This is a genomic window from Nocardiopsis alborubida (genome assembly GCF_012396365.1).
GTDB lineage: Bacteria > Actinomycetota > Actinomycetes > Streptosporangiales > Streptosporangiaceae > Nocardiopsis > Nocardiopsis alborubida.
The window spans coordinates 49,900-62,379 of the sequence record NZ_JAAXPG010000039.1; the positions used below are offsets into that span (position 1 = coordinate 49,900).

Annotated in this window: 11 protein-coding genes and 2 tRNA genes; 10 read left to right on the forward strand and 3 right to left on the reverse strand. The window is 70.5% G+C overall.

Annotation, left to right across the window (positions count from 1 at the left end; genetic code table 11):
* Positions 1-585 precede the first annotated feature (585 nt).
* The 5 genes from HGB44_RS28520 to HGB44_RS28540 all read left to right on the forward strand — a co-directional run bounded on the left by HGB44_RS28520 (position 586) and on the right by HGB44_RS28540 (position 5,360).
* Positions 586-1,689 carry a PP2C family protein-serine/threonine phosphatase gene (locus tag HGB44_RS28520; protein WP_061083543.1) on the forward strand — a complete coding sequence of 368 codons (1,104 nt, stop codon included), beginning with the start codon at positions 586-588 and terminating at the stop codon, positions 1,687-1,689.
* A 367-nt stretch (positions 1,690-2,056) separates the two neighbouring features.
* A complete protein-coding gene (gene mgtE / locus HGB44_RS28525) occupies positions 2,057-3,400 on the forward strand; it encodes a magnesium transporter (RefSeq protein WP_061083544.1) in 1,344 nt (447 codons plus the stop codon).
* 94 nt (positions 3,401-3,494) lie between these two features.
* Positions 3,495-3,737, forward strand: a complete 243-nt coding sequence (locus HGB44_RS28530) for an Rv0909 family putative TA system antitoxin (protein ID WP_061083545.1) — start codon at positions 3,495-3,497, stop codon at positions 3,735-3,737.
* A gap of 46 nt (positions 3,738-3,783) precedes the next feature.
* Complete coding sequence (locus HGB44_RS28535; protein WP_061083546.1) at positions 3,784-4,731, forward strand: M23 family metallopeptidase; 948 nt, start codon at positions 3,784-3,786, stop codon at positions 4,729-4,731.
* Positions 4,732-4,769: 38 nt separating this feature from the next.
* Positions 4,770-5,360: a hypothetical protein gene (locus HGB44_RS28540; RefSeq protein WP_061083547.1), complete on the forward strand. Its 591-nt coding sequence runs from the start codon at positions 4,770-4,772 to the stop codon at positions 5,358-5,360.
* A gap of 110 nt (positions 5,361-5,470) precedes the next feature.
* Here HGB44_RS28540 and HGB44_RS28545 read toward each other — a convergent pair whose 3' ends face one another.
* The 3 genes from HGB44_RS28545 to HGB44_RS28555 form a co-directional block, all read right to left on the reverse strand.
* Positions 5,471-7,333, reverse strand: coding sequence for an ABC transporter ATP-binding protein (locus HGB44_RS28545; protein ID WP_061083548.1), 1,863 nt, complete (start codon positions 7,331-7,333; stop codon positions 5,471-5,473).
* Positions 7,334-7,504: 171 nt separating this feature from the next.
* Complete coding sequence (locus HGB44_RS28550; RefSeq protein ID WP_061083549.1) at positions 7,505-8,008, reverse strand: adenylyltransferase/cytidyltransferase family protein; 504 nt, start codon at positions 8,006-8,008, stop codon at positions 7,505-7,507.
* A 382-nt stretch (positions 8,009-8,390) separates the two neighbouring features.
* Positions 8,391-8,461: transfer RNA gene (locus HGB44_RS28555), tRNA-Gly, on the reverse strand.
* 117 nt (positions 8,462-8,578) lie between these two features.
* Here HGB44_RS28555 and HGB44_RS28560 point away from each other — a divergent pair.
* The 5 genes from HGB44_RS28560 to HGB44_RS28580 all read left to right on the forward strand — a co-directional run.
* A tRNA-Pro gene (locus tag HGB44_RS28560) sits at positions 8,579-8,653 on the forward strand.
* A gap of 226 nt (positions 8,654-8,879) precedes the next feature.
* Complete coding sequence (tig, locus tag HGB44_RS28565; protein WP_061083550.1) at positions 8,880-10,340, forward strand: trigger factor; 1,461 nt, start codon at positions 8,880-8,882, stop codon at positions 10,338-10,340.
* Between the two features lie 216 nt (positions 10,341-10,556).
* Positions 10,557-11,189 (forward strand): ClpP family protease, encoded by a 633-nt coding sequence (locus HGB44_RS28570; protein ID WP_082768643.1) that lies wholly within the window; start codon positions 10,557-10,559, stop codon positions 11,187-11,189.
* Positions 11,190-11,237: 48 nt separating this feature from the next.
* Positions 11,238-11,897: an ATP-dependent Clp protease proteolytic subunit gene (locus tag HGB44_RS28575; protein WP_017566009.1), complete on the forward strand. Its 660-nt coding sequence runs from the start codon at positions 11,238-11,240 to the stop codon at positions 11,895-11,897.
* Between the two features lie 286 nt (positions 11,898-12,183).
* The coding region (locus HGB44_RS28580) for a ClpX C4-type zinc finger protein (RefSeq protein WP_312038756.1) at positions 12,184-12,480 on the forward strand (297 nt) is incomplete at its 3' end.

Genomic DNA, 12,480 nt, shown 5'->3' on the forward strand with positions numbered 1-12,480 from the left:
CCCACCTCCAGCCCCTCCAGAACCCCGTGGGCGCCCGAACCGCCTCCCGCGCGGAACCGGAAGGCCGCGTGCGGGGGCGTCCGTGCGCGCGGAGCGACCTCCGGCGCGGGCCGGGGGCCGAGAGTCCCCGGCCCGCGCCGCCGTCCCGTGGGAGCCTGGGACCGGACCGCGACGACGGGGCGTGGACCCGACCGGGTGACCGCAGGCGGGGCCCGGCCGCGCGGGAGCGTCCGAGAGGGGTGGACATCCCGGCTTACGGAACGGTTTCCGGACGCCGGGACGATGCCCGAATCCACACGCTCGGTTATCGGCTGAACCCAAATCCTCGGTTTGGGCGGAGAACACTGCTGGTTGCACGTGCCACGGCGACACCCCCCGCGCTACAGTTCGTGCACAGTTGCGGGCCTCACTGCCCGCGGCGCGGCGGTGCCCTCCGGTCGGCACCTCCGGCAACCACGGCCAGGGCGTGCCCCACACCGCCCCGTACGCCGGCCCCCGGCGGCGACGCGGCCCCCGCGCCCATCCGACCGTGCCGTCCGAGAACCGAACCCCCGCTGGTGAGCGGGTGTGCAACGCAGGGGACACATGAAGCCCACACCGACCGCCAAGACCACCCGGCTACTGCGCTCCACCGCGCAGCGGCTCGTCGCGGTGCTCCGGCGCAAGGTGCTGTTCCGCTACCGGCTCGTCCTGATCACCCTCGTCGCCCTGGCCGTCGGCGTCGGCGTCGGCGCCGTGTGGGGGCCCACCGGCTGGTTCCCTCCCAGCTCCACCATCCTCACCGTTCTCGCGGGCGGCCTCCTCCTCAAGCGCAAGAGCCTGGCCTTCCTGCTGGCCGTGGTCGCCGCCGTCCTGGTCTTCGTCGCCTTCATGCTCGACTTCGGCCAGGTGGGCCCCGGCCTGCTGGTCACCATCGGAGTCACCGCGGTGCTGTCCTACCTGCTGTCGGGGGTGCGCGAGCGCCTCGGCGTCCAGGGGCTCAGCGGAGAGATGATGCTGCTGGACCTGCGCGACCGCCTGCGCCGCCAGGGCAGGCTGCCCCGGCTGCCCGAGGGCTGGGGGCGCACCGCGGTCCTTCGCCAGGCGGGCGGCTCGTCCTTCGGCGGTGACTTCGTCGTCTCCATCCGCAGGGAGAACCGGCTGGACGTGGCAGTGGTGGACGTCTCCGGCAAGGGTGTGGACGCCGGGACCCGGGCCCTGCTGCTCTCCGGCGCCTTCAGCGGCCTGATCGGGGCCGTCCCCACCCGCGACTTCCTGGCCCACTGCAACGACTACCTCATGCGCAACAGCGGTGGTGAGGGCTTCGTCACCGCCGTGCACCTGAGCGTGGACCTGGACACCGGCGAGTACCAGATCGCCTCCGCCGGACACCCGCCCGCGCTGCACTACGACAGCGGCGGCGGGCTGTGGAGCACCACCGAGGCCAAGGGCGTGGTCCTCGGGGTCATCCCCGAGATGACCTACACCTCCGTCGAGGGCAGGCTCCGGCCCGGTGACGCCATCATGCTCTGCACCGACGGCCTCATCGAGACCCCGGGCGAGGACCTCGACGCCGGGATCGACCGCCTCCTCGGCGCGGCCGAACAGCTCGTCCCGCGCGGTTTCGCCACCGGAGCGGACGAGATCGTGGACACCCTCAGCAAGGACAAGAACGACGACTGCGCCCTGGTCGTCCTCTGGCGGGACTGACCCGCCGCCCGTCGGTCGTCTTCCGGTGGGTGCGGGGTCGTTGGGTGTGTTCTCGGGTCGCTCCGCCTCCCGCCCGTCGGTCGTCCTTTGGTGGGTGCGGGATCGTCCGGTGTGCCCTCGGAGCACTTCGACGGGTAGGGTCGGAGTGCTCCCCGTCCCGCGTACGGCGGTCAGACCGTACACGTCCCCGGATCACCGTGCCCGCCTTTTCCGCCCCCGGAGACCCACTCGACGCACGGTTCACCACACCAGTGACGACGGGACCGGAGCGGGGCCGTGGAACCACCGGCCCACCGCTTTTCCCAGGATCCGGTGCCGCCCGTGGTGCTTCCCACCGGGCGCAGAAGAATGCGAGGGGGTGCTTCGCATGTCAGAAGGCGAGCGCGCTGAAGAACTGATCGATCTGGTCGAGAACAACGACCTGACCGGTATCCGGCTCTGGTTGGCCGAACACAGGCCCTACGAGATCGCCGACGAACTCTCCCGCATGGACGGCGGCGAGGCGATCATCCCCTTCCGGCTCCTGGACAAGGACCGCGAGCTGGAGGTCTTCGAGGAACTCGACCCCGGCCAGCAGCAGTCCATCCTGCTGGGACTGCGCGACACGGCCTTCCACGAGATCCTGGAGGAGATGGACCCGGACGACCGGGCCCGTCTCATCGGCGAGGCGCCCGCCAAGATCGCCACCCGCGCCCTGGCCGGGCTCAGCCCCGCCGAACGCAGGATGACCGCCGCCCTGCTGGGCTACCCCGAGGACTCCGTCGGCCGGTACATGACCCCCGAGACGGTCATCCTGCACCGCGACCTCGCGGTGGGCCGCGCCCTGGAGGTCGTGCGCGCGAGGGGGGCGGAGGCCGAGACCATCTACACCCTGCCGGTGGTCAGCGACGGCCGCCGCATGGTCGGGACGGTGACGCTGGGCGACCTGGTGGTCAGCGACGACGAACGGCTGATCAAGGACATCGTGGACGTGTTCGCGCCGCGCGTGCGCGCCACGGAGCCGGTCGAGGACGCCGCCCGCCTGATGCAGGAGGCCAACCTGGTCGCCCTGGCGGTGGTGGACTCCGAGGAGCGCTTCGTGGGTCTGCTGACCTTCGACGACGCCCTGGAGGTCATCGAGGCCGCCGACTCCGAGGACATGGCCCTCCAGTCCGGTGCGAGCCCGGTCGGCGAGCACTACGTGTCCGTCGGCGTGCTGCGCCTGGTCGGTGCGCGCTCGGTGTGGCTCATGCTGCTCATCGTGGCGGCCACGCTCACGGTCAACGTGATGCAGGCCTTCGAGTCGGCCCTGGAGGCGGTCACCGCCCTGGCCCTGTTCGTGCCGATGCTCATCGGTACGGGTGGCAACGTCGGCGCCCAGTCGGCCACCGCGATCGTGCGTGCCCTGGCCGTCGGCGAGGTCCGGGTGCGCGACCTGCCGTCGGTGATCTGGAAGGAGGCACGGGTCGGCCTGCTGCTGGGACTCCTCCTGGCCGTGCTGGCCCTGGCCATCGGCTCCCTGCTGGTGGGCGTGGACGTCGCCGTGGTGGTGGCGTGCTCGGTGATCGCGGTGTGCACGTGGGCGGCGGTCATCGGCTCGTCCATGCCGCTGTTCGCCCGCAAGGTGGGCGTGGACCCGGCGGTGGTGTCCTCGCCGATGGTGACCACCATCGTGGACGCCACGGGCCTGCTCATCTACTTCTCCATCGCCACCGTGGTCCTGGGCGTCTGACCCGGCCCCCGTGCCGACACCGGACGCCCCACCGGCATGAACGGGGTGGGAACCGGGTATCGCGACAGGGCAGGACGGATCGAGGGAGGATTCCATGTCCGGTACCGGAGATGCGTTCAAACGGCTGAAGAAGGCCGTCGACGACAACGCCGAACAGGCCCAGGGTCTGGTGGGCAAGGCCGCCAGAGCCGCGAAGAAGGCCACCGGCGGCGCCCACGACGACAGGATCGACCGGGGCGCCGGAGCCGCGACGGAGTACCTGCGCAAGCGCGCTCGCAGAGACGGGGAGACCGGGCAGGACGGGGAGACCCGGGGGGACGGGGAGAACCGGAGGTAACGCGACCCGTCTTCGGCCGGGGCGGACGGGGTGTCCACAATGGGGGATGCCCTCACCCGCCCCGCGCCGTTCCCCGGCCCCCTCCGGCCGTCCCGTCCCCCGCTGGCCGCTGCTGCTCGCCAGGGTCCGCATGCCGCTGATGTGGGCGGCCACCCTCGCCCTCCTCGCCGGTTACCTCGGCCTCTCCTGGTGGGCGGGCGGCACGCTGTTCGCCGCCGCGCTGGTCGTGTACCTGCGCCTGGGCACCGTGCGGTGCGAGCCCCGGGTGCTGGAGCCGCCGGTGCGGGGCAGGTGGATGGCGCTCACCAGCCCCGTGGACAACGTGCCGAGCCAGGGCAGCCACGCCTACGGGCAGACCCACGCGCTCGGCCTGGTCGCCGAACCCGGCGCGGGCGCCCGTCCCGACATCGGCTGGCGGCCGCTCAGCCGCCCGCCGGGCGACTTCCCGGGCTTCGGCCAGCCCGTGTACGCCCCCGCCGACGGAACGGTGGTGACCGCGCACGGGCGCCAGCGCGACCACCGCAGCCGCAACTCCTGGCCCTGGTTGTTCGGCTCGGTCGTGGAGAACACGCTGCGGGAGCTGCGCGGTCCGGCGGGACCGCTCGGCAACCACCTCGTGATCGACGTGGGCGGCGCCTACGTGCTCCTGGGCCACCTGGAACGCGGATCGCTGGAGGTCCGCCGGGGCGACCGCGTCCGGGCCGGTCAGGCGGTGGCCCGCTGCGGGAACTCCGGCGCCTGCACCGAACCCCAGGTGCGGATGCAGCTCATGGACCGCCCGGGCCCCCTGTTCGCCGCCGGTCTGCCGTTCGTGTGGGCGCCGGGGTGGAACGGCGGCGACGGCGGAGCGGGGCTGCCCGAGACCTGGCGCCCCGTGGTGGTCGCCGGTCCCGGGCACGGGGGCGTGCCGGTGGAGGAGGCCGGGCCCGATGGCGTACCCGCTGGTCAGGCGGTTCCGACGACGGATTACGCTGATGAGGTAAGGCGAACCTAACGGTTCCTGCGGTCCGGCGAGAGCGCGGAGGGAGAGGCGTGGACACGGTCGAAGGACGTCCCTGCCAGCTCACGGTGTGCCGGGGCTGCTGCTGCGGTACCAGGAAGAAGGTCCCCGGGGTGGACCACAAGGCCCAGCTCGCCCGCCTCAGGGCCATCGACGACCACTCCGGCCGCAGCGTTCCCGTTCGCATCAGCAAGTGCCTGGGTATCTGCTTCCAGGCCAACGTGGTGGTCGTCCAGCCGTCCTCGGCGGGGCGGGCCGCCGGAGGCCGCCCGGTGTGGCTGGGGGAGGTCACCGAGGACAAGCTGGTCGAGGCCGTCGACGACTGGATCTTCGAGGGCGGGCCCGGCATCGCCCCGCTGCCCGCGGTCCTGGCCGACCACGTGACCTCCAAGGACGCCAAGAAGCCGAAGAAGCGCAAGAAGCCCAAGCACTCCAAGGCGGCCAAGAAGGAACGCAGAAAGGAGAAGCGCGGGGACGCCGCCCGTCCGGACGAGGACGGCGGGAAGGCGGGGAAGAAGGGCAGGAAGTCCAAGAAGGACGGCAAGTCCAAGAAGGACGGCAAGAAGACCAAGGCGGGGAAGTCCACGAAGGACGGGAAGGGCGGCAGGTCCGGCAAGGACTGACGCGGAGTCCCCGGCGGCCGCGCCGCGCCCCGGCGCCGGAGAGGCTTCCGGCGGACGGCCGACCGGCCGCGCCGGAAACCGTCCCACCGGGCCGTTCCCCGGCACGGGTCCTAACGGCTCTGCGGCGCGAACTGGGTCCGGTACAGCGCCGTGTACAACCCGCCCTGGTCCAGCAGCTCGTCGTGCGTGCCGCGCTCCAGGATCCGGCCGTCCTCCAGCACCAGGATCTGGTCCGCCTCGCGCACCGTCGCCAGCCGGTGCGCGATCACCAGCGAGGTCCGTCCCTCCAGCGCCACGGACAGCGCCTCCTGCACGGCCGCCTCGGACCCGGAGTCCAGGTGGGCCGTCGCCTCGTCCAGCACCACCACCGACGGTGCCTTCAACAGCAGCCGCGCGATCGCCAGCCGCTGCTTCTCACCGCCCGACAACCGGTACCCGCGGTCGCCGACCATCGTGTCCAGCCCGTTGGGCAGCTGGTCCAGGAGGGTTCCCAGCCGCGCCATCCGCAGCACCTCCTCCAGTTCGGCGTCGGTCGCCTCCGGCCGGGCGTACCGCAGGTTCGCACCCACCGTGTCGTGGAACAGCTGCGCGTCCTGGGTGACCACGCCGACCGCCTCGCGCAGCGAGTCGCCGGTCGCCTCGCGCAGGTCCAGCCCGCCCATGAGCACACGGCCCTCGGTCGGGTCGTACAGGCGCGACACCAGGTGCGTCAGCGTCGTCTTGCCCGCGCCGGACGGCCCCACCAGGGCCACCATCGTCCCCGGCTCCGCACGGAACGACACCCCGCTCAGCACCTGGGTGTCCTCGTCCACCGACGCCTGCGGCGTCAGCTCCAGCGACGCCACCGACGACTCCTTCGCCGCCGGATAGCGGAACGACACGTTGTCGAACTCCACGCCCAGCCGTCCTCCGGACAGGTCCCGGGCGTCCGGGCTCTCCTTGATGCCCGGTTCCAGGTCCAGCACCTCGAAGACCCGGTCGAAGGAGACCAGCGCGGTCATGATCTCCACGTGCACGTTGGACAGCGTCGTCACCGGGCCGTAGAGGCGGGCGAGCAGGGTGGTCAGCGCCACCAGCGTGCCCACCTCGAAGGCCCCGTCGATCGCCAGCACGCCGCCGACCCCGTAGACCATCGCCATGGCCAGCGCCGTGATCAGGCCGAGCAGGCTGAACAGCAGCGAGCCGAACACCGCCTGGCGCACGCCCAGGTCCCGGACCCGCCCCGCGCGCCGGGCGAACCCCGCCGACTCCTCCTCGGGGCGTCCGTACAGCTTGACCAGCATCGCCCCGCCGACGTTGAACCGCTCGGTCATCAGCGAGCTCATGTCCGCGTTGGTGTCCATCGCGTCGCGGGAGATGTGCGCCAGCCGCCGCCCGATCACCTTGGCGGGGACCACGAACAGCGGGACCAGGGCCAGCGCGATCAGCGTCACCTGCCAGGACAGGGCGAGCATCGTCACGATCACCGCGGTCGCGCTGACCAGGTTGGACACCACCGATTGCAGGACCGAGGTGATCGCCCGCTGCGCGCCCACCACGTCCGTGTTCAGGCGGCTGATCAGCGAGCCCGTCTGCGTACGGGTGAAGAAGGCCACCGGCATCCGCTGCACGTGGGTGAAGACCTGCGTGCGCAGCTGGTAGATGACCCCCTCGCCGATGCGGGAGGACAGCCACCTGCCGAGCAGGGTCAGCCCGCTCTCCAACACCGCCAGCCCCGCCGCGGCGAGCGCCAGCCACACCACCAGCGCGGTGTTCCCGGTCAGGATGCCGCGGTCGATGATGGCCTTGAGCAGGAGCGGGTTGGCGACCACGATCCCGGCGCCGACCGTCGTCACCAGCAGGAAGCACAGGATCACCCGCCAGTGCGGGCGGGCGTAGGAGATGATGCGCCGGGTGATTCCGGGGGGCAGTGACTGCCCCTTCGCGCTCCCGTCGTTGACCAGGGCCCTGTAGGAGGGTCTGCCGGACATCATTGTCATGAACAGCCTCGTTCTGCTTGCCTATTCGCCACGCAAGCGTCAACACCGGTGCGTGTGCGCCGCTTCCCAGGCCGCGTGGGGGCGCGGAGAGGGGCCCGGGCGCGTACGGGGGCGGGCGCAGCCGCCGGTCGTCGTGACGGGCCGGGTGGGGGCGTTCCGGCGGTACTAGAGGGAGTGGGCGAGGCGACCCAGAGCCGCGGTGGTGGACCGGCCGGGGGTGAAGGGCAGTTCCCAGGCCTGCGCGCCGAGCGCGGCGGCGCCGCGGATCTTGGCCTGGGTGTAGCGGTCCCCGGCGGTGTAGGCCAGGGCGGCGGGGGCCAGGGGGCGCAGGACCTCGGCGTAGGAGGCCCAGTCGGCGACCTCGGGCGGTCCCTCGATGACGAACGAGCCGGTGACGCAGGCCAGGGCGGCCACGGTCTCGGCCCGCTCCCCAGCCGGGTTCACGGGGCGTCCCGGGCCCTTCCAGGCGTGCACGCGCGCGTCGGACTCCACACCCACCACGAGGGGCAGCCCCCGGTCGGCGATGGACCGGAGGAAGCGGACGTGTCCGACGTGCAGGACGTCGAAGGCGCCGGTGACGACCGCCGGTCGCACCAGGGAGTCGGGGCGCTCGAACCAGTGGGCGCTCAGCGCGGTGCCGGGGCCCTGCGTCGCTTCCGTGTCCGTCATTCCACCACCCGTTCGGCATGCCTGAGGGCGCCCGGATCCGTTCGCGCCCGCGGGCTCGCCCGCAAGGTCAACGTACCCGTTCGGGAGGGGTATTCCTTCTCGGGGCGCACCGGCCGGACACGGTCCGTCTTCGGGGCGGGGGAGCGGCCCGGAAATGTGAGCTACCTCACCGGATGATCCACCCGATTGAATGCCGGAAACGTCCGAAATCACGACGGGAGGGGAGGGGGAGGTAAGAAGGATGCGGGGCCGCCCCCGGGGAAATGGTGGAGTGCGCGGGTGCGCAGCTCGTCCCGGGCGGAGTGCGGGGGTTCGGGGGTCGTCCCCCAGGGGGAATGGCGAAGCGAGCCGGTGTCTTCGACACACGGCTCGCCCCGAGCGGAGCGGGCGACGAGAATCGAACTCGCATGGCCAGCTTGGAAGGCTGGTGTTCTACCATTGAACTACGCCCGCGTGGCACCGGAGACTTCGAGTGTCCTCTAGACTCGTGGAGCCGACGGGGACAAGACTACAGTCTCCGGAGCCGTGGTCGCACACCCCTTTCAGGAGTGCCATCCTTGGTTCGGCACACGGGGTGTAGCGCAGCTTGGTTAGCGCGCATGCTTTGGGAGCATGAGGCCGCGGGTTCGAATCCCGCCACCCCGACGAAACCACCGTGGCAGCGGCTCCGGCCGCGCGCCGTGGCCCCCTGTCTATCTGCCCTAGACTTGGTGCGATCAGCAGGAAACTGTAAGTCCCAGCCCGTCGCAGGGCACCCCAGCTGGATGCGGTCGTCAAGACCCCGGGGGTGCGCGCGTGCCTTTCGCCGTTGTGTGTGGTGCGCCTGCGGGCCGACGCGGACACCAGCCGGCAAACCTAGGAGTACCGCCCCGTGAAGACCGATGTCGAGGAGCTGAGCCCCACCCGGGTCAAGCTGACCATCGAGGTGCCCTTCGAGGAACTCGATCACGCTTTCGACGTGACCTACAAGTCGCTCGCCAAGCAGGTCCGGATCAAGGGCTTCCGCCCTGGCAAGGCGCCGGCGCGGCTGATCGACCGTTACGTCGGCCGCGGCGCGGTGATCAGCGAAGCGGTCAACCACGCCGTTCCGGAGCTCTACAACGAAGCCATCCAGAAGGAGGAGCTCTTCGCGCTCGGCCAGCCCGACGTGGAGGTCACCAAGCTGGAGGACAACGACGAGCTCGCCTTCACGGCCGAGGTCGACGTCCGCCCCAAGTTCGAGGTCGAGGACTACAAGGGCATCGAGGTCACCGTTGACAGCGCCGAGGTGACCGACGAGCAGGTCGACGAGCAGATCGGCACCCTGCGCGAGCGCTTCTCCACCCTGGTGGGTGTGGAGCGCCCCGTCGAGGACGGCGACCACCTGTCCATCGACCTGTCCGCCGCCATCGACGGTGAGAAGCTTGAGGACGTCGCGGTCAGCGGCTACTCCTACGAGGTCGGCACCAACACCATGCTGGAGGGCCTCGACGAGACCCTGCGCGGCATGGAGTCCGGTGGCGAGGCCACCTTCTCCACCACCCTCGTCGGCGGTGAGCACGAGGGCCAGGAGGCGGACGTCACCGTCACCGTGCACAGCGTGAAGGTCAAGGAGCTGCCCGAGCTGGACGACGAGTTCGCCCAGCTGGCCTCGGAGTTCGACACCATCGACGAGCTGCGCGCGGACGTGCGCAACCGCATGGGCGAGGTCCGCCGCCTCCAGCAGCTCTCCGCCGCCCGTGACAAGGCCCTGGAGCAGCTGATCGACTCCGTCGACATCCCGCTGCCCGAGGCGGTCGTCGAGGAGGAGATCACCCGCCGCCGCCAGAGCCTGGAGCAGCAGCTGGCGCAGAGCGGCCTCACCAAGGAGGCCTACCTCGAGTCGCAGGAGAAGACCGAGGAGGAGTTCGACGAGGAGCTGACCACCGGCGCCCGCTCCGCGGTCAAGGCCGGGTTCATCCTCGACCAGCTGGCCATCCAGGAGGACCTGAGCGCCGACCAGGGCGAGCTCAGCCAGTACGTCTTCGAGCAGGCCCAGCGCATGGGCGTGAGCCCGGACCAGCTGGCCCAGCACCTGGTCGAGTCCAACCAGATCCGCGTCGCCTTCACCGAGGTCGTCCGCGGCAAGGCCATGGACCTGGTCCTGGCCGGCGCCCGGATCACCGACGAGGACGGCAACGTCGTCGAGCAGGAGACCGCCGAGGAGGAGGCCGCCAAGGCCGCCGCCGTCGCCGCAGGTGAGGCCCTGGAGGCCGTCGAGGACGACGCCGAGGCCGCCGCCGAGAGCGACACCGCCGACGCCGGGGCCGACGAGGCCAAGGCTGACGAGGCCAAGGCCGACGACGCCAAGTAGGCTCCGGGGAGTCCCGAGTTTCGCGCGTACGGGCCCCGTCCGACCCCAGGGTCGGGCGGGGCCCGCGTCGTGTTCGCCTGTGGAAGAACGTGCTGTACGGGGACCGCGCCACCCTGCGCTCAAAGCGAACAGGGGCGCGAACCGGACGAGCGCGGTGCCGCGCGGCGTTAGTGTCGCTGTATCGCAACCGTTTCGATTCCGGAGCAGGTGACGAGAGTGCCGTCGACCTTTGAAGAGTCCCCGCGTTTCGACGCCCGTACGTCGGAGACGCAGATTTCCCCTTTGCTTGAGCAGACGCCTCAGCGCCTGTTGCGCCAGCGAATCGTCTTCCTCGGCCAGCAGGTCGATGACGAGATCGCCAACCGCCTGGTGGGTGAGCTGCTGCTGCTGTCCGCGGAGGACCGCCAGCGGGACATCACCATGTACATCAACTCGCCCGGTGGTTCCGTGACCGCGGGCATGGCGATCTACGACGTCATGCAGTACATCCCCAACGACGTGCGCACCGTGGGTATCGGTATGGCCGCGTCCATGGGCCAGATGCTCCTGTGCGCCGGGGCGCCGGGCAAGCGCTACGCGCTGCCGCACACCCGCGTCATGATGCACCAGCCGTCCGGCGGTATCGGTGGTACCGCCTCCGACATCCGCATCCTGGCCGACCAGCTGCTCTACGTGAAGAAGATGTTCATCGAGAAGATCTCCGAGCACACGGGCCAGACGGTCGAGCAGATCGAGAAGGACGCCGACCGCGACCGCTGGTTCACGGCCCAGGAGTCCAAGGAGTACGGCTTCATCGACGAGGTCCTCGAAGGGACCCTCGACGTGACCCAGGGCCGAACCCAGAGTTGATCCGTCGGACCTCATCCCAGGAACGGCGCAGTGCGTGGAAGGCGTGAAATGACCGAGTTCAACCCCAGTCTCATCGGCGGCGCGGCCTCGATGGCCCCCCAGGGTCGCTACGTCCTGCCGTCCTACGTGGAGCGGACGTCCTACGGCGTCAAGGAGATGAATCCGTACAACAAGCTCTTCGAGGAGCGGATCATCTTCGTCGGCGTCCAGATCGACGACACGTCGGCCAACGACCTGATGGCCCAGCTCATCACCCTGGAGCAGCTCGACTCCGAGCGGGACATCCAGATGTACATCAACTCGCCGGGTGGCTCGTTCACCTCCCTCATGGCGATCTACGACACGATGCAGTTCGTCCGCCCCGACATCCAGACGGTGTGCATCGGCCAGGCCGCCTCGGCCGCCGCGATCCTGCTCGCGGGCGGGACGGCGGGCAAGCGCGGCGCGCTGCCCAACGCCCGCATCCTGATCCACCAGCCCGCGACCGAGGGCATGCACGGTCAGGCCAGCGACATCGAGATCCAGGCGAACGAGATCACCCGTATCCGTACGCAGCTGGAGACCACCCTGGCCCGCCACACCGGGCGCTCCGTCGAGCAGGTCTCCAAGGACATCGAGCGGGACAAGATCCTCACGGCCGAGGAGGCCAAGGACTACGGCATCATCGACTTCGTGCTGCCCTACCGCAAGGCTTCCCTGAAGTCCTGAAGCAGGGTCGCGGCACAGCCGGACGACCTGACCGGGCGCGCGAACGCGGCCTCGGGGCAGGGCGTTCCGGCGGAGGTGAAGCGCAGGCCGGACCGGCCCATGACCCGCCTGGGGGAGCCCGGTGGTGAAGCCGGTCCGGTTTTTCGCTTAGTCTGACGGAGAGCGACACACAGATCGCCTCGTCCGTGACCACCGCTGTGGACGGTCACGGAAGATTTTCGACTTCCGGGCGGTTGCCCGCGCGAGCGGCACCGACGGGGCGGCCTTAGTTTTGAGGAGTGGCTGGGTGGCACGCATCGGCGACGGCGGGGACCTGTTGAAGTGCTCGTTCTGCGGCAAGAGCCAGAAGCAGGTGAAGAAGCTCATCGCCGGCCCCGGCGTGTACATCTGCGATGAGTGCATTGATCTGTGCAACGAGATCATCGAAGAGGAACTCGCCGACGCCACCGAGCTCACCTGGGATTCCCTGCCCAAGCCTCGGGAGATCTACGAGTTCCTGGACTCGTACGTGATCGGTCAGGAGCAGGCCAAGAAGGCGTTGTCGGTGGCGGTGTACAACCACTACAAGCGGGTGCGTTCGGAG